Annotated in this window: 19 protein-coding genes; 16 read left to right on the top strand and 3 right to left on the bottom strand. The window is 61.4% G+C overall.

All coding sequences use genetic code 11. The features are described 5' to 3' along the window. Positions 1 to 17: 17 nt before the first annotated feature. Together motA and motB are read left to right on the top strand one after the other, a co-directional pair. Positions 18 to 869, top strand: coding sequence for a flagellar motor stator protein MotA (gene motA, locus AC07SU_RS19285; protein ID WP_176997143.1), 852 nt, complete (start codon positions 18 to 20; stop codon positions 867 to 869). 3 nt (positions 870 to 872) lie between these two features. After that, entirely contained in the window at positions 873 to 1,889 is a 1,017-nt protein-coding gene (motB, locus tag AC07SU_RS19280) for a flagellar motor protein MotB (RefSeq protein WP_176997142.1), read from the top strand. 73 nt (positions 1,890 to 1,962) lie between these two features. Here the strand turns inward: motB and AC07SU_RS19275 are convergent, their stop codons facing one another. Both AC07SU_RS19275 and rsgA read right to left on the bottom strand, forming a co-directional pair. Beyond that, positions 1,963 to 2,346, bottom strand: coding sequence for a type II toxin-antitoxin system PemK/MazF family toxin (locus tag AC07SU_RS19275; RefSeq protein WP_494997913.1), 384 nt, complete (start codon positions 2,344 to 2,346; stop codon positions 1,963 to 1,965). A gap of 286 nt (positions 2,347 to 2,632) precedes the next feature. Next, the gene (rsgA, locus tag AC07SU_RS19270; protein ID WP_178918673.1) at positions 2,633 to 3,664 is read right to left on the bottom strand and encodes a small ribosomal subunit biogenesis GTPase RsgA; all 1,032 of its coding nucleotides are present in this window, start codon (positions 3,662 to 3,664) and stop codon (positions 2,633 to 2,635) included. Positions 3,665 to 3,772: 108 nt separating this feature from the next. Here rsgA and orn point away from each other — a divergent pair, with 108 nt between their 5' ends. Together orn and AC07SU_RS19260 are read left to right on the top strand one after the other, a co-directional pair. Further along, positions 3,773 to 4,315 carry an oligoribonuclease gene (gene orn, locus AC07SU_RS19265; protein WP_010213620.1) on the top strand — a complete coding sequence of 181 codons (543 nt, stop codon included), beginning with the start codon at positions 3,773 to 3,775 and terminating at the stop codon, positions 4,313 to 4,315. Positions 4,316 to 4,496: 181 nt separating this feature from the next. Then, positions 4,497 to 5,114 carry a trimeric intracellular cation channel family protein gene (locus tag AC07SU_RS19260; protein ID WP_176997469.1) on the top strand — a complete coding sequence of 206 codons (618 nt, stop codon included), beginning with the start codon at positions 4,497 to 4,499 and terminating at the stop codon, positions 5,112 to 5,114. On the opposite strand, the gene queG is transcribed toward AC07SU_RS19260, so the two are convergent. Then, positions 5,111 to 6,175 carry a tRNA epoxyqueuosine(34) reductase QueG gene (gene queG, locus AC07SU_RS19255; protein ID WP_176997140.1) on the bottom strand — a complete coding sequence of 355 codons (1,065 nt, stop codon included), beginning with the start codon at positions 6,173 to 6,175 and terminating at the stop codon, positions 5,111 to 5,113. The two genes, AC07SU_RS19260 and queG, sit on opposite strands and share 4 nt — an antisense overlap. A gap of 63 nt (positions 6,176 to 6,238) precedes the next feature. On the opposite strand from queG, the gene AC07SU_RS19250 reads away from it, so the two are divergent. The 12 genes from AC07SU_RS19250 to AC07SU_RS19195 all read left to right on the top strand — a co-directional run bounded on the left by AC07SU_RS19250 (position 6,239) and on the right by AC07SU_RS19195 (position 20,598). Further along, entirely contained in the window at positions 6,239 to 7,099 is an 861-nt protein-coding gene (locus tag AC07SU_RS19250) for an NAD(P)H-hydrate dehydratase (protein ID WP_494997912.1), read from the top strand. Further along, positions 7,087 to 7,557, top strand: coding sequence for a tRNA (adenosine(37)-N6)-threonylcarbamoyltransferase complex ATPase subunit type 1 TsaE (tsaE, locus tag AC07SU_RS19245; protein WP_494997911.1), 471 nt, complete (start codon positions 7,087 to 7,089; stop codon positions 7,555 to 7,557). The genes AC07SU_RS19250 and tsaE overlap by 13 nt, the downstream gene beginning before the upstream one ends. Positions 7,558 to 7,572: 15 nt before the next feature. Continuing rightward, a complete protein-coding gene (locus AC07SU_RS19240; protein ID WP_494997910.1) occupies positions 7,573 to 8,994 on the top strand; it encodes an N-acetylmuramoyl-L-alanine amidase in 1,422 nt (473 codons plus the stop codon). Next, on the top strand, positions 8,994 to 10,910 hold the full coding sequence (gene mutL / locus AC07SU_RS19235) for a DNA mismatch repair endonuclease MutL (RefSeq protein ID WP_494997909.1): 1,917 nt from the start codon (positions 8,994 to 8,996) through the stop codon (positions 10,908 to 10,910). Before AC07SU_RS19240 ends, mutL begins: the two co-directional genes overlap by 1 nt. Further along, the gene (miaA, locus tag AC07SU_RS19230) at positions 10,910 to 11,881 is read left to right on the top strand and encodes a tRNA (adenosine(37)-N6)-dimethylallyltransferase MiaA (RefSeq protein WP_494997908.1); all 972 of its coding nucleotides are present in this window, start codon (positions 10,910 to 10,912) and stop codon (positions 11,879 to 11,881) included. The genes mutL and miaA overlap by 1 nt, the downstream gene beginning before the upstream one ends. Positions 11,882 to 11,975: 94 nt before the next feature. Then, a complete protein-coding gene (gene hfq / locus AC07SU_RS19225; protein WP_176997135.1) occupies positions 11,976 to 12,236 on the top strand; it encodes an RNA chaperone Hfq in 261 nt (86 codons plus the stop codon). A gap of 12 nt (positions 12,237 to 12,248) precedes the next feature. Continuing rightward, on the top strand, positions 12,249 to 13,550 hold the full coding sequence (gene hflX / locus AC07SU_RS19220; RefSeq protein ID WP_178918678.1) for a ribosome rescue GTPase HflX: 1,302 nt from the start codon (positions 12,249 to 12,251) through the stop codon (positions 13,548 to 13,550). 96 nt (positions 13,551 to 13,646) lie between these two features. After that, positions 13,647 to 14,822 (top strand): FtsH protease activity modulator HflK, encoded by a 1,176-nt coding sequence (gene hflK, locus AC07SU_RS19215; RefSeq protein ID WP_176997133.1) that lies wholly within the window; start codon positions 13,647 to 13,649, stop codon positions 14,820 to 14,822. After that, positions 14,822 to 15,688 (top strand): protease modulator HflC, encoded by an 867-nt coding sequence (gene hflC, locus AC07SU_RS19210; RefSeq protein WP_105695167.1) that lies wholly within the window; start codon positions 14,822 to 14,824, stop codon positions 15,686 to 15,688. The genes hflK and hflC overlap by 1 nt, the downstream gene beginning before the upstream one ends. 304 nt (positions 15,689 to 15,992) lie before the next feature. Further along, positions 15,993 to 17,180 (top strand): ATP phosphoribosyltransferase regulatory subunit, encoded by a 1,188-nt coding sequence (locus AC07SU_RS19205; protein ID WP_176997132.1) that lies wholly within the window; start codon positions 15,993 to 15,995, stop codon positions 17,178 to 17,180. A 54-nt stretch (positions 17,181 to 17,234) separates the two neighbouring features. Further along, positions 17,235 to 18,524 carry an adenylosuccinate synthase gene (locus AC07SU_RS19200; RefSeq protein WP_494997907.1) on the top strand — a complete coding sequence of 430 codons (1,290 nt, stop codon included), beginning with the start codon at positions 17,235 to 17,237 and terminating at the stop codon, positions 18,522 to 18,524. A 139-nt stretch (positions 18,525 to 18,663) separates the two neighbouring features. Continuing rightward, a complete protein-coding gene (locus tag AC07SU_RS19195; protein WP_494997906.1) occupies positions 18,664 to 20,598 on the top strand; it encodes a methyl-accepting chemotaxis protein in 1,935 nt (644 codons plus the stop codon). Positions 20,599 to 20,613: the final 15 nt, after the last annotated feature.

The following is a 20,613-nucleotide window of genomic DNA, read 5'->3' as shown; positions in this document are numbered from 1 at the left end:
GCAAGTACAGATCCCCTATGGCTAAAATTATCGGCATCATCGTCGTCATCGCAAGCGTGCTCGGTGGGTACGTCCTGTCCCACGGTAAAATTGCTGCACTGATCCAGCCTTTCGAAGTGCTGATTATCGGTGGTGCCGCGTTTGGTGCATTCCTGCAGGCCAACCCTGGCTACATGACCATGCACGTGATCAAGAAGTCGCTGGGCATGTTCAGCTCGCGCTTCTCCCACACCTTCTACCTGGATGTGCTGGGGCTGATCTACGAGATTCTCAACAAGAGCCGCCGCGAAGGCATGATGGCCATCGAAGCCGACATCGAAGATGCCGCAGCCAGCCCGATTTTCGCCAAGTACCCGGCCGTGCTCAAAGATGAGCGCATGACCGCCTACATCTGTGATTACCTGCGCATCATGTCCTCCGGCAACATGGCTCCCCATGAGCTGGAAGGCCTGTTCGACATGGAACTGTTCAGCCTCAAGGAAGAGCTGGAGCATCCCTCCCATGCGGTGACCGGCATTGCCGACGGCATGCCCGGTTTCGGTATCGTCGCGGCGGTACTGGGTATCGTGGTCACCATGGCGTCCCTGGGCGAAGGCGACCAAAAGGCTATCGGCATGCACGTAGGTGCGGCACTGGTGGGTACCTTCTTCGGTATTCTCGCGGCCTATGGTTTCTTCGGCCCGCTGGCCACCTCCCTGGCCCACGACGCCAAGGAAGAAGTGAACCTCTACGAAGCGATCAAGGCGTGCCTGGTGGCTTCGGCCTCTGGCATGCCGCCATCGCTGGCGGTGGAGTTCGGGCGCAAGGTGCTGTACCCGAAACACCGCCCAAGTTTTGCCGAGCTGGAACAAGCGGTTCGCGGTCGCTAAGTCATGGAAAACAACCAGCCGATAATCATCAAGCGCGTCAAGCGCTTCGCTGCGGGACACCATGGCGGCGCCTGGAAAATCGCCTTCGCCGACTTTGCGACGGCGATGATGGCGTTCTTTTTGGTGCTGTGGTTGATGTCTACCGCCACGCCGGAACAAAAGATTGCCATCGCCGGTTACTTCAAAGACCCGATTGGCTTCTCGGAAAGCGGTACGCCCTTTGTGATCGACCTGGGCGGCTCGCCACAGCTGGCGCCTGAGCGCACCATCAACCCCGAGGTCAAGACCGAGACGCCGCAGCAGAACATTCCTATCGAGCGCGAAACTGTCGAATCGATGGCGGAGCAGGTCGAGAAGGAACGCCTGGAGTTGCTGCTGCAGGAGCTGCAGACCAAGGTCGAGGAAAATCCGCAACTGCTGAAGTTCAAGGACCAGATTTCTTTCGAAATCACGCCTGAAGGCTTGCGCATCCAGATCACAGACGCCGCCAACCGGCCGATGTTCGACTCCGGCAGCGCCCGCCTGAAGCCGTACTTTGAGGACATCCTGCTGGCCATGGCCGATACCATCAAGGCGGTGCCGAACAAGATCAGCATCAGCGGCCACACCGATGCCAAGCCGTATGCTGGCCAGGGCGATTTCGGTAACTGGGAGCTGTCGGCCAACCGTGCCAACGCCGCTCGCCGTGCGCTGGTGGCGGGCAGCTACCCCGACCCGCAAGTGGCGCGCGTGGTGGGCTTTGCGTCCTCGCAGCTGTTTGATCATGAAGACCCGTTCAACCCGGTCAACCGCAGGATCGACATCGTGGTGCTGACCAAAAAGGCCCAGCGTGCGATTGAAGGTGACCAACCGCCACCTGCGCCGACCCCAGGCGCCGGCGCCCCGGGCGAGGTTCCGGCCGACCCGAACGCGATCCCGCCAGGGCAGGAACCGTTGCCGGCCCATGAACTGCGTCAGAAGCTGAATCTTTTTGATGATGGTGGGGTGAAGGATCCTACGGTTCCCAAGGCAGGTTCCTAACCGTCTCTTTACTTGGCCTCAATGAAAACGCCCCGATTGATCGGGGCGTTTTCATTTTTGCTCAGAAGGGCAGTTAGGCTTTGACGCCGCTGATGACGCCTCGCATGTCATCGGTGCACAAGCGGGGCACAAAATATTCCCGGCCTTTGGATCGGGTTTTTCGGTGCAGTTTGTCCAGGCGCTCGAAGCTGACGGTGTAGATCATGTCGCACTTCACCCAGAGCTCTTTGTGGCCGTCGGATTGAAGTGGATTGGCGCGCAGGAGGTGGTGCCAATCGTGCTGGATGTCGGGGGCGGTCGAGGAGATCGGTACCACTGTGCAGAGTTTGCGTTTATGTGTGGCGGTGGGGGAAATCACCACGACTTTGCGGATTTTCAGCATTTCTGGCGCAACAAAGCCTCGTGTGAAATCGCAGAGCAGCACATCGCCTTGTTTAGGGTGATAGTAGAGAGCCAATGGTTAATTCCCCACAAAAAGCAAAGCCGCCCGGAGGCGGCTTCATTCGACACGCAGTGGAGCTTGCTTCGCCCCTTCTGCGCCGCTGGATCAACTTCGAAAAGGATCCAGACTCCTGCCAGCTTGCGCTGGTGACGGAGCGATTATGAGCATCGGGAAATTCGAATTCAAGCTGGCTTGTGTCGACGAGCCACCCAGTTGTGCCGAATTCTTGATGCCAACTCCCTTTAAATCAATGGACTAGGGAGCTTTACGTTGCCCTTTATATGTATCAAGAAATGGCCTGTCAGTAACTGCTTTCCGGCAAGCTCGCAATGATCGACCGATAGCTGTTCATCCGTTGCTGCTGCACGCGGCCGTCTTCCAGCGCCTTGAGCAATGCACAGCCCGGCTCGCGGTCGTGCTTGCAGTCGCGGAAGCGGCAGGTGCCGATCAGGTCGTTGAACTCGATGAAACCGGCTTCCACGTCGCTGCGGCTGACGTGGCCGAGGCCGAATTCGCGGATGCCTGGGGAGTCGATCAACTCACCGCCGCCCGGGAAATGGAACAACCGCGCCGTGGTGGTGGTGTGGGTGCCTTGGCCGGACAGTTCCGACAGCGGGCCCACGCGGGTTTCGACGTCCGGTAGCAGGCTGTTGACCAGCGACGACTTGCCCACGCCCGATTGGCCGACAAACACGCTGATGCGCCCGTCCAACTGCTGTTGCAGCTGTTCCATGCCGTTGCCGTGATGGGCCGACACTTCCAGCACCGGGTAGCCCAAGGTGCGGTACACCGCCAGCAAGGCATTCAGCGCCGGGGCGTTCTGTTCGTCGATCAGGTCGTACTTGTTGAGCAGCAACAGCGGCCGGATGCCGGCGTGTTCAGCCGCGACCAGGTAACGGTCGATCAGGTTGGCATGGGGCTCGGGCAGTGGCGCGAACACGATCACGATCATGTCGACGTTGGCCGCCACCGGCTTGAGCTGGCCACGGCTGTCCGGGCGACGCAGCTCGGTGGTGCGCGGCAACTGGGCGACGATCACGCCGATACCCTGGTTGCCGGCACGCCAGACCACCTGGTCGCCAGTCACCAGCGCTGGCAGGTTGGCGCGCAAATGGCAGCGGAACACCTGGCCGGCGAGTTCGCCTTCCAGCGCCTCCACTTCGACCTGCACACCAAAGTGCGCGATCACCAGGCCCGTTTGTTCAGGGCCCAGGTCGCCGCCCTCAAGCGCTTCCACGGCGGAGGATTCACGTTTGGCGGCGCGAGCGGCGCGTTCACCTTGAATCTTTTCGATGCGCCAGTTTTGGCGACGATTGAGCTGGCGTTTGGCCATGGGTGTTCCGTGTCGATAATGCAAAGGTTGGGTAAAACGGTCGCGAGTCTAGCACGGCCCCGCCTGCTAAACTGCGCAGCTAAGCCAAGGTGCCAAGAGAATAGAGCCATGCAAAACCCACAGAACCTGATTTGGATCGATCTGGAAATGACCGGTCTGAACCCTGACACCGACGTCATCATCGAGATGGCCACCATTGTCACCGACAGCAACCTCAACACCTTGGCCGAAGGTCCGGTGATCGCCATCCATCACAGCGACGCCGTACTCGCCACCATGGACGAGTGGAACACCCGCACCCATGGCAACTCCGGCCTGACCCAGCGCGTGCGCGACAGCCGCATTAGCATGGCTGAGGCCGAGGCCGAAACCATCGCCTTCCTGGAAAAATGGGTGCCCAAGGGCAAGTCGCCGATCTGCGGCAACAGCATCTGCCAGGATCGCCGCTTCCTCTATACCCACATGAAGGCGCTGGAAAGCTACTTCCACTACCGCAACCTGGATGTGTCCACCCTTAAGGAGCTGGCTGCGCGCTGGGCGCCGGAAGTCAAAGACAGCTTCCATAAAGGCAGCACGCATTTGGCGCTGGATGATATTCGCGAGTCGATTGCCGAGTTGCAGCATTACCGCAAGCATTTCATCAAGGCCTGATTAAGCGGCGCCTGAACCGGCACCATCGCAGGCAAGCCAGCTCCCACATTTGATTGCATTCACACATCAAACTGTGGGAGCTGGCTTGCCTGCGATGAGGGCAGCGCGGTCTTTCGCCAAGCGCCCCCTTTTGGTGCCATCACCAAATGATTAGACTGCGCGCCTCTTTGCAAGGATCGCCATCATGCTGTTGATGCTCTACCTCATCGCCATCACCGCCGAAGCCATGACGGGCGCGCTGTCCGCCGGGCGACGCGGCATGGACTGGTTCGGTGTGGTGTTGATCGCCTGTGTGACAGCGTTGGGCGGCGGTTCCGTGCGTGACGTGCTGCTGGGGCATTACCCGCTGACGTGGGTCAAGCACCCCGAATACCTGGTGCTGACCTCCATCGCCGCGCTGGTGACCATCTTCATCGCGCCACTGATGCGACGCCTGCGCTCGTTATTCCTGGCGCTGGACGCCCTGGGCTTGGTGGCCTTCACCCTGATTGGCTGCATGACCGCGCTGGAAATGGGCCACGGCATGCTCGTGGCCTCGGTCAGCGGCGTGATCACCGGTGTGTTCGGCGGCATTCTGCGGGACATCTTCTGCAACGACATCCCGCTGATCTTCCGCCGTGAGCTGTACGCCAGCGTGTCGTTCCTCGCCGCCTGGTTCTACATGCTGTGCCTCTACCTGGAATTGCCCAGCGAGCAAGCGATCCTGCTGACCCTGTTCAGCGGCTTTTTACTGCGCCTGCTGGCGATCCGTTTTCACTGGGAAATGCCCAAGTTCGTCTACAACGACGACGTGCATTAACGGCTGGCGTGCTGGGCCAGCGCCCATTCCACGTGTTCGCGTACCAGCTCCGACGGGTAATCCCGGCGGGCCTTCAGGGCTTCCAGCACGGGAATGCTCGACGGCGCATTGCCCAGGCCCACGGCCAGGTTGCGCAGCCAGCGCTCGTAACCGGCGCGGCGTAGCGGCGAGCCCTCGGTACTGCTGAGGAATTTATCCTCGTCCCACATAAACAGTTCCGCCAGCTCGGCGTTGTCCAGGTTGTGCCGTGGCTTGAAGTCACCTTCGGCGGTTGAGCGGGCGAAGCGATTCCATGGGCACACGATCTGGCAGTCGTCGCAGCCGAACACGCGATTGCCGATCAACGGCCGCAGGTCTTCGGGGATCGCGTTCTTCAGCTCGATGGTCAGATAAGAAATGCAACGTCGCGCATCCAGCACATAGGGGCCGACGAAGGCGTTGGTGGGGCAGATATCCAGGCACGCCGTGCAGCGGCCGCAGTGTTCGGTGCTATGGGGTTCGTCTACCGGCAGCGGCAGGTCGACAAACAGCTCGCTCAGGAAAAAGTAGCTGCCGGCTTTGCGGTTGAGCACCAGGGTGTTCTTGCCGATCCAACCCAGCCCGGCTTTTTCGGCGATGGCTTTTTCCAGCACGGGGGCGCTGTCGACAAAGGCGCGAAAGCCAAACGGGCCAATTTGCGCCTGAATGCGGTCGGCCAGTTGCTGCACGCGCTTGCGGATCAGCTTGTGGTAGTCGCGGCCCAGGGCGTAGCGCGAGATATAGGCTTTTTCCGGCTTGGCCAGCAGTTGCGCCATTTGTGTGTCGCCCGGCAGGTAATCCATGCGCAGCGACACCACACGCAACGTGCCCGGCACCAGCTCATCCGGGTGCGAGCGTTTGCTGCCGTGGGCGCCCATGTACTCCATCTCGCCGTGGTAGCCCGCGTCGAGCCAGCGTTGCAGGTGCTGTTCATGCTCGCCCAGGTCCAGGCCGCTGATGCCGACTTGTTGAAAGCCCAGCTCGCGGCCCCAGTCTTTGATCGATTGGGCGAGGGCAGGCAGATCGGAGGTAATGGCAGGCATGAGACACAGGAAACCGCAGGTTAGATGCGTATAATTCTGCCAGACATCGGAGCTCGAAGACGCATGCCGCAGACAAAACACGAAATAACCGACGTTCAGCCCCTGTTGCACGGCCATTTGCCGCAACTGGCTGCGCGTTCACCCGACGCCCATAAGGGCCAGTTCGGGCACTTGCTGGTCATCGGGGGTGACCGCGGCTTTGGCGGCGCGGCCTTGCTGAGCGCCGAAAGCGCCTTGCGCAGTGGCGCGGGCATGGTGTCCCTGGGCACGCGCGCCGAGCATGTGCCTGCAGCACTGGCGCGTTTGCCGGAGGTCATGACCGTGGGCGTCAGCTCGGCGAACCAGCTAATGGGCTTGCTGGAAAAAAACTCGGTCATCGTCATTGGCCCGGGCCTTGGTGAGGCCGCGTGGGGCAAAAGTCTGCTGTCGGTTGCCGCCAATGCCAAGCAGGCGCAGGTCTGGGACGCCGATGCCTTGAACCAACTGGCCAAGGGCGGCGTGCAGCTACCGGCCAACTGCGTGATCACGCCGCATCCGGGTGAGGCGGCACGTTTGCTGGGCCTGTCGACAGACGAGGTTCAGGCCGATCGCCTTAAGGTGGTGCGCGCGCTGAGTCAGAAATTCAAAGCAGTGGCTATCCTCAAGGGTGCTGGCAGTTTGATTGCCAGCCCGGACGGGCGTGTTTCGCGCTGCGACCAGGGCCATCCGGCGATGGCCACGGCGGGGCTTGGCGACGTGCTGGCGGGCCTGGTGGGCGCGCTGCTCGCCCAAGGCATGCCGGCTTATGAGGCCAGTTGCCTGGCCGTGTGGTTGCACGCCACGGCGGGGGATCGCCAGGGCACCTTTGGTCGCGGCTTGGCTGCCAGCGACTTGATACCTGCCATTCGTCAATTGCTGGAGGAGCAATCGCCGTGTCTGAAGTAATCCTTTTCCTGGCCGATAAAGACGCCATGGTGGCGTTCGGTAATCGCATTGCCCAGGTGACAACGGGGGCGGGGCTCATCTTTCTTGAGGGTGACCTGGGCGCGGGCAAGACCACCTTGTCGCGAGGGATTATCCGAGGGTTGGGCCATACAGGGGCAGTAAAAAGCCCTACGTTCACCCTGGTAGAACCCTACGAAATCGGTGCCGTACGGGCCTTCCACTTCGACCTTTATCGCCTGGTAGACCCCGAAGAGCTGGAATACATGGGCATTCGCGACTATTTCGATGAAGACGCGCTGTGCCTGATCGAGTGGCCAGATAAAGGCACAGGCTTTTTGCCAAAGCCGGACCTGACCATTACCATTACGCCGCATGAGCACGGACGTCAGCTGAAGTTGTTGCCCCAGAGCGCGCGCGGCCAGTCGTGGTGCGCCGCTTTGGCATTGGAATTCAAATAATTGGTGGGGTTAGGTATGCGCTTTCGCGCGTTGGTTGCTGTCGTAGGGGTGTTGCTTGCGGCAATGACTGTCAATGCTCTGGCTGCTTCACAGGTGAAAAGTGTTCGCCTGTGGCGTGCGCCGGATAACACGCGACTGGTGTTCGACCTGTCTGGCCCGGTCCAGCACAGTGTCTTTACCCTGACGGCACCTGATCGCCTGGTGATCGACATCAACGGTGCGACCCTGGCCGCGCCGTTGAAAGTCTCCACCGCCAACACCCCGATTACTGCCATGCGTTCGGCCCAGCGCACGCCGACCGACCTGCGCGTAGTGATCGACCTGAAAAAGACCGTGACCCCGAAAAGCTTTGTGCTGGCGCCCAACGCGCAATATGGCAACCGGCTGGTGGTCGACCTGTTCGACAACGCCGCCGATGCCAACCCGCCACCCGCTCCGCCTCCGAGCGTAGCGACCGTACCTGCCGTGCCGGTCAACCCGTCGCAGCCGCAGGTTAAATTGCCTCCGCCGCCACCGGCACCGGCTGGTAAGCGCGACATTATCGTGGTGATCGACGCCGGTCACGGCGGTGAAGACCCGGGCGCTTCCGGTTCCCGCGGCCAGCATGAAAAAGACGTGGTACTGGCCATCGCCCGTGAGCTGCAACGCCAGGTCAACGCGATGAAAGGCTACCGTGCCGAGTTGACGCGTACCGGTGACTATTTCATTCCGTTGCGCGGCCGTACCGAGATCGCGCGCAAGAAAGGCGCCGACCTGTTTGTGTCGATCCACGCTGACGCCGCCCCTTCGGCTGCCGCCTTCGGCGCCTCGGTGTTTGCCTTGTCGGATCGCGGTGCTACGTCCGAGACCGCCCGTTGGCTGGCCGACAGCGAAAACCGTTCCGACTTGATCGGCGGGGCCGGCAACGTGTCCCTGGACGACAAGGACAAGATGCTCGCCGGCGTGCTGCTCGACCTGTCCATGACCGCGTCGCTGACCTCCAGCCTGAACGTCGGTCAGAAGGTGTTGAGCAACATCGGTCGCGTGACCTCGCTGCATAAACAGCGCGTGGAGCAGGCCGGGTTCATGGTGTTGAAGTCGCCGGACATCCCGTCGATCCTCGTGGAGACCGGGTTTATTTCCAACTCCAACGAGGCGTCCAAGCTGGCCAGCGCAAGCCACCAGCAGGCGTTGGCGCGTTCGATCAGCGCGGGTATCCGCCAGTTCTTCCAGCAAAACCCGCCACCGGGCACCTACATTGCCTGGCTGCGTGACTCCGGGAAAATCGCCCAGGGCCCGCGTGATCATCGCGTGCAGCCCGGCGACACCCTGGCCATGTTGGCGGTGCGTTTCCAGGTTTCACCCGCAACGCTGCGCAGTGCAAACAACCTGAAAACCGATGAGTTGAAAGTCGGCCAGGTGTTGACCATCCCCGGCACTGAATTGGCGGCGCAGTAATGAGCGAATCAGTCTTGAACAACGGCTCGCGCATCGAGCTGCTCAGCCCGCGTCTTGCCAACCAGATTGCCGCAGGCGAGGTGGTTGAGCGCCCGGCATCGGTGATCAAGGAGCTGTTGGAAAACAGCATCGACTCCGGCGCCAAGCGTATTGATGTGGATGTGGAGCAGGGCGGCGTCAAGCTGCTGCGCGTGCGCGATGATGGCAGCGGCATCTCCTCCGATGACTTGCCGCTGGCTTTGGCCCGACACGCCACCAGCAAAATTCGCGATCTGGAAGACCTTGAGCGCGTGATGAGCCTGGGTTTTCGTGGTGAGGCGTTGGCGTCCATCAGTTCCGTGGCCCGCCTGACGCTGACCTCGCGCACGCGCAGCGCCGATCAGGCCTGGCAGGTGGAAACCGAGGGGCGTGACATGGCGCCGCGGGTCCAGCCGGCCGCCCACCCGGTGGGTACCTCGGTGGAAGTGCGCGACCTGTTCTTCAATACCCCGGCGCGACGCAAATTCCTCAAGGCTGAAAAGACCGAATTCGATCACTTGCAAGAAGTCATCAAGCGCCTGGCCTTGGCGCGTTTTGACGTGGCATTTCACCTGCGTCACAACGGCAAGACCATCCTCAGCCTGCACGAAGCCCATGACGATGCCGCGCGTGCGCGCCGGGTGTCGGCGATTTGTGGCTCGGGCTTCTTGGAGCAGGCGCTGCCGATTGAAATCGAGCGCAATGGCCTGCGCCTGTGGGGGTGGGTCGGTTTGCCGACGTTCTCCCGCAGCCAGGCGGACTTGCAGTACTTCTTCGTGAACGGCCGTGCGGTGCGCGACAAGCTGGTGGCCCACGCGGTGCGCCAGGCCTATCGCGACGTGCTGTTCAATGGGCGGCACCCGACGTTTGTGCTGTTTTTTGAGGTCGACCCTTCGGTGGTCGACGTCAACGTGCACCCGACCAAGCACGAAGTGCGATTCCGTGATGGGCGCATGGTGCATGACTTCCTCTACGGCACCTTGCACCGCGCGTTGGGTGATGTGCGCCCGGATGACCAGTTGTCTGCGCCGATTGTGACGGCCGTGGTGCGGCCGAGCGGCCCGGAAGCCGGCGAGTTCGGCCCCCAAGGCGAAATGAGCCTGGCGGGCAACTTGCTGCAGTCGCCTGCGCCACAGCCGTCGTATAGCGCGCCAGGTTCTGGCTCGGGTGCGGGCTATCAGTACCAATACACCCCGCGTCCGCAGTCGACGGTGCCGGTGGCCGAGGCCCAAGCGGCGTACCGCGAGTTTTTCGCACCGCTGCCCGGTGCCGAGTCGGGCGCGCCTGTTGCCTTGCCAGAAGGTGGCGGGGATATTCCGCCGCTGGGTTACGCGCTGGCGCAGCTCAAGGGCATCTACATTCTGGCGGAAAACGCCCATGGGCTGGTGCTGGTGGACATGCACGCCGCCCACGAGCGGATCATGTACGAGCGCCTGAAGATCGCCATGGCCAGCGAAGGCCTCAGCGGCCAGCCGCTGTTGGTGCCCGAATCCCTGGCCGTGAGCCAGCGTGAGGCCGATTGTGCCGAAGAACACACCAGCGTGTTCCAGAGCCTGGGCTTTGAGCTGCAACGCCTGGGCCCGGAAACCCTGGCGATCCGCCAGATTCCCGCGCTGCTCAAGCAGGCTGAGGCCAACCGCCTGGTCGCCGACGTGCTGGCGGACCTGATGGAGTACGGCACCAGTGACCGCATCCAGGCCCACATCAACGAATTGCTCGGCACCATGGCCTGCCACGGCGCCATCCGTGCCAATCGCCGCCTGGCGCTGCCGGAAATGAACGGTTTGTTGCGCGACATGGAAAACACCGAGCGCAGCGGGCAATGCAACCATGGCCGACCGACCTGGACCCAGATGGGCCTGGACGATCTGGACAAACTGTTCCTGCGCGGCCGCTGATGAGTGCCTTGCCCCCCGCCATCTTCCTGATGGGCCCCACGGCCGCCGGCAAGACCGACCTGGCGATCGAGCTGACCAAGGTGCTGCCGTGCGAGCTGATCAGTGTCGACTCTGCCCTGGTTTACCGGGACATGGACATTGGCACGGCCAAGCCGTCCAAAGCGCTGCTGGCCCAGTATCCGCACAAGCTGATCGACATCATCGACCCGTCCGAGAGCTATTCGGCGGCGGATTTTCGTACCGATGCCCTGGCGGCCATGGCCGAGATCACCGCGCGCGGCAATATCCCGCTGCTGGTGGGCGGCACGATGCTCTACTACAAGGCTTTGCAGGAGGGGTTGGCCGATATGCCGCCCGCCGACGCCCAGGTGCGCGCCGAGCTTGAAGAAGAGGCTGCACGCCTTGGCTGGCAGGCCCTGCACGACCAGTTGGCTGCGGTAGATCCGGTGTCCGCTGCCCGTATTCACCCCAATGACCCCCAGCGCCTGACGCGCGCCCTGGAAGTCTGGCGGGTGAGCGGGCAGACCATGACTGAACATCGGCTGAAACAAAGTGCGCAAAGTGCTGACGCAGGCGCATCTGGCACGTCACAATTGCCCTATACTGTGGCGAATCTGGCCATCGCTCCGGCAAATCGCCAGGTGCTGCATGAACGAATTGCACAAAGATTCACAATTATGTTGGAACAGGGGTTTGTGGACGAGGTCGTAGCTCTGCGTTCCAGAGGTGACCTGCATCCAGGGTTACCTTCGATACGTGCTGTAGGCTACCGCCAAGTCTGGGATCATCTGGATGGCAAGCTGACGTCAGCCGAAATGCAGGAACGCGGCATCATTGCCACGCGCCAATTGGCGAAACGCCAGTTCACCTGGTTGCGCAGCTGGAGCGATTTGCACTGGCTGGACAGCCTGGACAGCGACAATCTGTCACGCGCCTTGAAATACTTGGGAACGGTCTCCATATTGAGCTGAGTCCTTGCAATTGCCGTCTATCCTTGGGGGTGTGACGGCCATAAGCTATCTATTTTCCGATTTTTTATTATTGATCCTTAAAGGAGTGCGGCACATGTCAAAAGGGCATTCGCTACAAGACCCTTACTTGAATACTTTACGTAAAGAGAAAGTGGGGGTTTCCATCTATCTGGTCAACGGTATCAAGCTGCAAGGCACGATCGAGTCGTTCGACCAGTTCGTGATCCTGCTGAAGAACACCGTCAGCCAGATGGTTTACAAGCACGCTATCTCGACAGTCGTTCCAGTTCGTCCAATCCGTCTGCCTAGCGCTACCGGTGATGATGCAGCTGACGCTGAGCCAGGTAACGCCTGATAGGAGTCTCCTTTGTTCTTTGAGCGCCACGGTGGTGGTGAGCGAGTCATCCTCGTTCACTTGGATGGACAGGACCCTGAGGCGCGCGAAGATCCGCAGGAGTTTCAGGAGTTGGCAAATTCGGCCGGCGCCGAGACCGTTGCGTTTTTTAACGTGCCGCGTCATCGGCCAACCGCCAAATTCCTGATTGGCAGCGGCAAGGTCGAGGAACTGCGCGACCTGGTTCATGCCGAAGAAGCCGATCTGGTGATCTTCAATCACACCCTCACGCCCAGTCAGGAACGTAACCTCGAACGTGTTTTCGAGTGTCGCGTGATCGACCGTACCGGCCTGATTCTCGATATTTTCGCCCAACGCGCCCGCACCCATGAAGGCAAGCTCCAGGTAGAACTGGCCCAGCTTGACCACATGAGCACCCGGCTGGTTCGTGGCTGGACTCACCTTGAGCGTCAAGGTGGCGGTATCGGCATGCGCGGTCCGGGTGAAACCCAGTTGGAAACCGACCGTCGACTGCTGCGGGTTCGCCTGCGCCAGATCAAGGGCCGCCTGGAGAAAGTGCGCAGCCAGCGCGAGCAATCGCGCCGCGGCCGTTCCCGCGCGGATATCCCGACCGTTTCCCTGGTGGGCTATACCAACGCCGGCAAATCCACGCTGTTCAACAACGTGACCAAGTCCGACGTGTATGCGGCCGACCAACTCTTCGCCACCCTTGATCCGACCTTGCGCCGTCTGGACCTGGCTGACCTTGGGCCGATTGTCCTGGCGGATACGGTGGGTTTCATCCGTCACTTGCCCCACAAGCTGGTCGAGGCATTTCGGTCTACGCTCGAAGAGTCGAGCAATTCCGACCTGCTGTTGCACGTGATCGATGCGGCCGAACCGGATCGCATGTTGCAGATCGAGCAGGTGATGCTGGTATTGGGTGAGATTGGGGCCCAGGACTTGCCGATCCTCGAGGTCTATAACAAACTCGATTTGCTTGAAGGCGTTGAGCCACAAATCCAGCGCGACGAAAACGGCAAGCCCCAGCGGGTCTGGCTGTCGGCGCGTGATGGCAGTGGTTTGGAACTGCTCGAGCAAGCCATCGCCGAGTTGCTCGGCAGTGATTTGTTCGTCGGCACCTTGCGCTTGCCCCAGCGTTTTGCTCGACTGCGTGCACAGTTTTTCGAGTTGGGCGCGGTACAGAAAGAAGAACACGACGAAGAAGGTGTCAGCTTGCTGGCCGTTCGATTGCCGCGCTCGGAGCTGAATCGGCTGGTCAGCCGTGAAGGCGTGGTGCCGACGGAGTTCATCGAACAACACACTTTGCAATAAAAGCCTCCGAAAGCGGTTGTGCCGCAGTAGCAGGCATTCTGTAGCATTGGTCGGCGCGCCGTGGGTGCGTCTTTGCTTTATCAGATGGAGAGCGCTATGGCTTGGAATGAGCCGGGTGGCAACTCGAATAATCAGGATCCTTGGGGTGGTAAACGCCGCAATAATGGCGACCGCAAGGGGCCACCAGATCTCGACGAGGCCTTCCGAAAGCTGCAGGAAAGCCTGAATGGGTTGTTCGGTGGTGGAAAAAAACGTGGTGGTGACGACGGCGGTCGCACAGGCAAGGGCGGTGGCTATGGCCTGCTCGGCCTGGGCCTTGTCGTGCTGGCGGCCGTCTGGCTGTACAGCGCCGTGTACGTCGTGGACGAGCAGGAGCAAGCCGTGGTGCTGCGCTTCGGCAAGTACTACGAGACGGTCGGGCCGGGCCTGAACATCTATTTCCCGCCGATCGACAAGAAGTACATGGAGAACGTCACGCGTGAGCGTGCCTACACCAAGCAGGGCCAGATGCTGACCGAAGACGAGAACATCGTCGAAGTGCCGCTGACCGTGCAGTACAAGATCAGCAACCTGCAGGACTTCGTGCTGAACGTCGATCAGCCGGAAATCAGCCTGCAACACGCAACCGAAAGCGCCCTGCGCCATGTCGTCGGTTCTACCGCGATGGACCAGGTGCTGACGGAAGGTCGTGAATTGATGGCCAGCGAAATCAAGGAGCGCCTGCAACGGTTCCTCGATACCTACCGCACCGGCATCACCGTTACCCAGGTGAACGTACAGAGCGCAGCGGCACCGCGTGAAGTGCAGGAAGCCTTTGATGACGTGATCCGCGCCCGTGAAGACGAGCAGCGTTCGCGCAACCAGGCTGAAACCTACGCCAACGGCGTCGTGCCGGAAGCCCGTGGCCAGGCCCAGCGTATCCTCGAGGATGCCAACGGTTACCGTGACGAAGTGGTCTCCCGCGCCAAGGGTGAGGCGGATCGCTTCACCAAGCTGGTCGCCGAGTACCGCAAGGCACCTGAAGTGACCCGTGAGCGTCTGTACCTGGACACCATGCAGGAAGTCTTCAGCAACACCAGCAAGGTTCTCGTGACCGGCAGCAAAGGTGGGCAGAACAACCTGCTGTACCTGCCGCTGGACAAGATGATCGAAGGGGGCCGTAGCGGTACCAGCGCGCCGTCCACCAGTTCGAATGCCGCTGCCAATGAAGCGAGCGCCCGTGCGGCCGCAGACTTGCTGCAACAGCAAACACGTACCAGGGAGAGTCGTTGATGAGCAATAAATCGCTGACAGCCCTGATTGTGGGTGTCGTCGTGGTCATCGCTGCCTGGAACTGCTTCTACATCGTGTCTCAGACCGAGCGCGCGGTGTTGCTGCAATTCGGTCGTGTGGTGCAGGCGGATGTCCAGCCAGGTTTGCATGTGAAGGTCCCTTACGTTAACCAGGTGCGCAAGTTCGACGGCCGCCTGATGACGCTGGATGCACCGACACAACGCTTCCTGACCCTGGAAAAGAAAGCCGTGATGGTTGACGCCTACGCCAAGTGGCGCGTCAAGGACGCCGAGCGTTTCTACACCGCGACTTCCGGCCTCAAGCAGATTGCCGACGAGCGTCTGTCGCGCCGTCTGGAATCGGGCCTGCGTGACCAGTTTGGTAAGCGCACCCTGCACGAGGTGGTCTCCGGTGAACGTGACGCGCTGATGGCTGACATCACGCGTTCGCTCAACACCATGGCGGAAAAAGAGCTGGGCATCGAAGTGATCGATGTCCGGGTCAAGGCCATCGACCTGCCGAAAGAAGTGAACCGCAGCGTGTTCGAGCGTATGAGCACCGAGCGTGAGCGTGAGGCCCGTGAGCACCGCGCCAAGGGTAACGAACTGGCTGAAGGTATCCGTGCGGATGCCGACCGTCAGCGCCGTGTACTGCTGGCCGAAGCCTATCGCGAGTCTGAAGAGGCCCGTGGTGATGGCGATGCTCAAGCCGCGGCGATCTACGCCAAGGCCTACGGCCAGGACCAGGAGTTCTACGCGTTCTACCGTAGCCTGCGTGCCTACCGTGAAAGCTTCGCGAACAAAACCGACGTCATGGTGCTGGACCCAAGTAGCGATTTCTTCCGCTACCTGGAAAAAGCCAAGTAATCAGCTCGTCACTGTGTAGGACCCACTCCGTCGGGCGGCTAAAACGCCTGGCGGGGTGATCCTTTCAGAAAACGGGTGTATGATGCGGCAGCCGGGAAATTCCCGGCTTTTTTGCGTCTGCATGTTTGATTGTTGTTTGGCCGCGCAGACGCCACAGGTTTTTCGAGGAAAGTGCCCGACGAGGCCGCTAGCAGGCCATTCGTCACGTCGTTCTTGCGCGTTGTTTATGCAGGGGCCGGGCATTTTCTGCTTCACTCAAGGCTCGGCCGAGGGCTGGCCGCCCGGATCATAGGGGAATGGCGTAATGGCAACGGTAGACCGCTGGCTGCTGCCAGATGGCATCGAAGAAGTACTGCCACCGGAAGCTGCGCGCATCGAAGTAGCGCGTCGGCAGGTGTTGGATCTGTTCCAGAGCTGGGGTTACGAGTTTGTCGTGACCCCCCATATCGAGTACCTGGAATCCCTGCTGACCGGCGCGGGCCAGGACCTGGATCTGCGCACCTTCAAGGTCATCGACCCGCAATCGGGCCGGCAAATGGGCTTCCGTGCCGACATCACCCCGCAAGTGGCGCGCATCGATGCGCACACCCTGCGTCGTGAAGGCCCGAGCCGCCTGTGCTATGCCGGCAGTGTGCTGCATGCACAGCCGCGTGCCTTGTCGTCGTCCCGCAGCCCGATCCAGTTGGGCGCCGAGTTGTACGGCGACGCCAGCCCGAGCAGCGACGTTGAAGTGATCAGCTTGATGCTGGCCATGCTGCAACTGGCTGACGTGCCGGATGTGCACATGGACCTGGGCCATGTCGGTATCTACCGTGGCCTGGCCCGTGCGGCCGGTTTGTCCGGTGAAGTGGAGCAACAGTTGTTCGATGCTCTGCAACGCAAGGCCATCGATGAAGTCATCGCGCTGACCGCTGGCGTGCCTGCCGACCTGGCTGACATGCTGCGTGCGCTGGTGAACCTGTGCGGTGGCCGTGAAGTGCTGGTAGCCGCCCGCGAGCGCCTGGCCAATGCGCCGGCGCCGGTATTGGCTGCGCTGGACGACGTGCTGGCGATTGCCGAGCAGTTGTCGGCGCGGTTCCCGGACTTGCCGCTGTACTTTGACCTGGGTGAGTTGCGCGGTTACCACTACCACACCGGTGTGGTGTTCGCGGTGTTTGTGCCGGGTGTTGGTCAAGCCATCGCCCAAGGCGGTCGTTACGACGATATCGGCGCTGACTTCGGTCGCGCGCGTCCGGCGACTGGCTTTTCTACCGATTTGAAAACCCTGGTGACCCTGGGGCGTGCTGAGGTCGAGCTACCGTCTGGTGGCATCTGGATGCCCGACAGTACGGACGCAGCACTCTGGCAGCGGGTTTGCCAGTTGCGCAGTGAGGGTCAGCGTGTCGTCCAGGCCTTGCCTGGGCAGCCATTGGCCGCCGCCCGTGAAGCGGACTGCGACCAGCAATTGATTCTGCAGAACGGGCTTTGGCAAGTATCGCCACTGGCTTCTTGAGTTTTCCTGCCGGCCATCGCCGGCACCAAGTTTGCGCGAATGAGGACAAGTGTTATGGGTAAGAATGTCGTAGTCCTGGGCACCCAATGGGGTGATGAGGGCAAAGGCAAGATCGTTGATCTGCTGACCGAACATGCTGCCGCCGTAGTGCGCTACCAAGGTGGCCACAACGCTGGCCACACCCTGGTCATCGATGGCGAAAAAACCGTCTTGCACCTGATCCCGTCGGGTGTACTGCGCGAAGGCGTGCAGTGCCTGATCGGCAACGGCGTGGTGGTTGCACCTGACGCCCTGCTGCGCGAGATCACCAAGCTGGAAGAGAAAGGCGTACCGGTGCGCGAGCGTCTGCGTATCAGCCCGTCCTGCCCGCTGATCCTGTCCTTCCACGTTGCGCTGGACCAGGCCCGTGAAAAGGCCCGTGGCGAGCTGAAGATCGGCACCACCGGTCGTGGCATCGGCCCGGCCTACGAAGACAAGGTTGCACGTCGTGGCCTGCGTGTAGGCGACCTGCTCAACATGCCGCGCTTTGAAGACAAGCTGCGTGAATTGGTGGATTACCACAACTTCATGCTGGTGGGTTACTACAAAGAACCGGCCATCGAGTTCGAAAAGACCCTGGCCGAGTGCAAGGAATACGCTGAACTGCTCAAGCCGCTGATGCTGGACGTGACCGCTGAGCTGCACGACCTGCGTCGCGCGGGCAAGGACATCATGTTCGAGGGCGCCCAAGGCTCCCTGCTGGACATCGACCACGGCACCTACCCGTACGTGACCAGCTCCAACACCACCGCTGGCGGCGTTGCCACCGGTTCGGGCGTTGGCCCGATGTTCCTGGACTACATCCTGGGCATCACCAAGGCTTACACCACACGCGTAGGCTCCGGTCCGTTCCCGACTGAGCTGTTCGACGAAGTCGGTGCGCACCTGGCCAAGCAAGGCCACGAGTTCGGCGCCACCACTGGCCGTGCTCGTCGTTGCGGCTGGTTCGACGCGGTTATCCTGCGTCGCGCTATCGATGTGAACAGCATCTCGGGCATCTGCCTGACCAAGCTGGACGTACTCGACGGTCTGGAAACCATCAACATCTGCATTGGCTACAAAGATACAGAGGGCAAAGACGTTGCTCCGACCGACGCTGACAGCTATGTAGGCCTGCAGCCTGTGTACGAAGAAGTGCCGGGCTGGACTGAATCGACCGTGGGCGCCAAGACCCTGGAAGAGCTGCCAGCCAACGCTCGCGCTTACATCAAGCGTGTGGAAGAGCTGATCGGCGCGCCAATCGACATTATTTCGACGGGCCCGGACCGCAACGAGACCATCGTTCTGCGTCACCCGTTCGCTTAATAAGCTGTTGATGTAGAAAGCAAAGGGCTCCTTCGGGAGCCCTTTGTCGTTTCTGGCTGGCAAACGGCACGACCCTTGCTATGGTTCTTTCTTTCGCGGTGCTATCAAATTAATGGCACCCGTGGTGGAGGGATTCCCAGTGTCTGCCGTTCTCTCATTGTTACAAAGCCGGCTGTTGCGGCCGGTGTTCGTTACCCTAGGTATCGCTCTTTTGGTGCAGGTGCTGGTGGCCGTCGCCCTGACGCGGAGCACCGTCACTGCGTTGGAAGCGGATTTGGGCAATCGCCTGGGTATCGACAGCCAGAAACTCTCTGGCGAGCTGGCGCAAGCCGGCAAGGAAGTGACGTCCAGCCTGGACAGCCTGTCGACCAGCACACGTCAGCGCCTGACTGCGGGGCTTTCGACTCGCCTGCAGGAAGAGCAGAAGCAACTGCGTGCGACCCTTGAAAAAGACCTGAAAGACTCTGCCAATGACATGGCACAGCTGCTGGCCTCGGTGGCACCCCGCGCCATGTGGGACAGCGACGTGCCGACGTTGTCGGAGTTTGCCCGGCGTGCGCAGCGCAATCCCAACGTGCTGTTCGTGGTCTATGACGACGCGGCGGGTGAGCATTTGACCCGCTACCTCAACCGTGAAAACCCGATCAATCAGGCGCTGCTGGAAAAGGGCAAGGGCGACCGTGCCCTGGATAAAGTGTTGGATGCGGCGAAAGATGACCCTTCCGTGTTCTACGTCGAAGCGTCCATCAGCCCCAATGGCGTGGAGATCGGCAAGGTGCGCATGGGGGTTTCCACCGCAGCGGTGGAGGCCGACTTGGCCGCGCTGGACAAGCGTTTTACTGCGCTGATCGCCAGTGGTGATCAATTGGTTGGCGATAGCCTCAAGGGCGCAGCGGCCGACAGTGCTGCGGCCATGGGCGCGCGCCTGCAGTCCGCGCAAGCCACCGCCACCCAGATGACCGCCAACACCAGCAGCGCCGTGCAGGACGCCGCGGGCACCTTGCGCTGGCGCATCGGCATGGGCTTGGCGCTGGTGGGTTTTGGTGTGTTGCTGCTGATCGCCATCGTGTTGGGGCGTCGTGTGGTCAACCGTTTGAAGCTACTCATCGCGGCCATGGACGACTTGGCCGCGGGCGAGGGCGACCTGACCAAGCGTGTGCAGATCAGCAGCAAAGACGAAATCGGCGACATGGCGTCGGCCGTCAATCGCTTTGTCGATAAGTTGCAGCCGATCGTGCGTGAGGCGGGCGATGTGGCCCAGCGTACCGGCGTGGAAATCGGCGCGATGACCCTGCGCAATGCCGGGGCCGATGCGGCGGCGGGTTTGCAGCGTGATGAAGTGGCCGAGAGCCTGCGCGCGTTGTCGCAGATGGCCGATGAAGCCCAGGCTGAAAGTCACGCCATGCAGGCGGCGTTGCAACAGGTGGTGGATATTCGCCAGGCCACGGATGAGAACTCACGCACTTCGGCGGAAGTCGGCAGTTTGATCGAAGCGTTGGCGGGGCAGGTGCAGGCCGGGTCCACAGTGATCGAGCGGCTCGCGCAGCAAAGCGAGCAGATTGAAGTGGTGTTGACGGTGATCCATGGCATCGCCGAGCAGACCAACCTGCTCGCCCTCAATGCGGCAATCGAGGCGGCGCGTGCCGGTGAGACCGGGCGCGGTTTTGCGGTGGTGGCGGACGAAGTGCGTGCGCTGGCGAGCAAGACCCAGAGTTCGACCGGCGACATCCAGGCGCATATCGTGGCGTTGCAGCAAGGTGCGCGTGAGGCGGTGGAAACCATCGGCAAGGCCGGGCGCCAGGCCAGCGAAGGGTTGCTGGTGCTGCGTGACAGCGTGCGCCTGCAGCAGACGGTGCAGGCTTCGGTGGAGCAGGTGCATGCGGCGATTGGTTTGGCGACGCGTGCGGCCGAGCATCAAGCTCAGGGCGCCCATGCGGTGCGTGGTCGGGTCGAGGTGATTCATGCCCAGGCCGAGCGTGCGGCGCAGGCGGTCGTGGAGACCACGGCCAGTGGCAAGGTGCTGGATGGGTTGGCGGCGCAGTTGAAGGCGAGTCTGGGGCAGTTTCGAGCCTGAGGTTGTCTGCTCCGG

The organism is Pseudomonas sp. GW821-FHT05H12, from assembly GCF_059419385.1.
The sequence above is the reverse complement of the archived record's forward strand: the minus strand, read 5'-3'. Positions and strand labels throughout refer to the sequence as shown.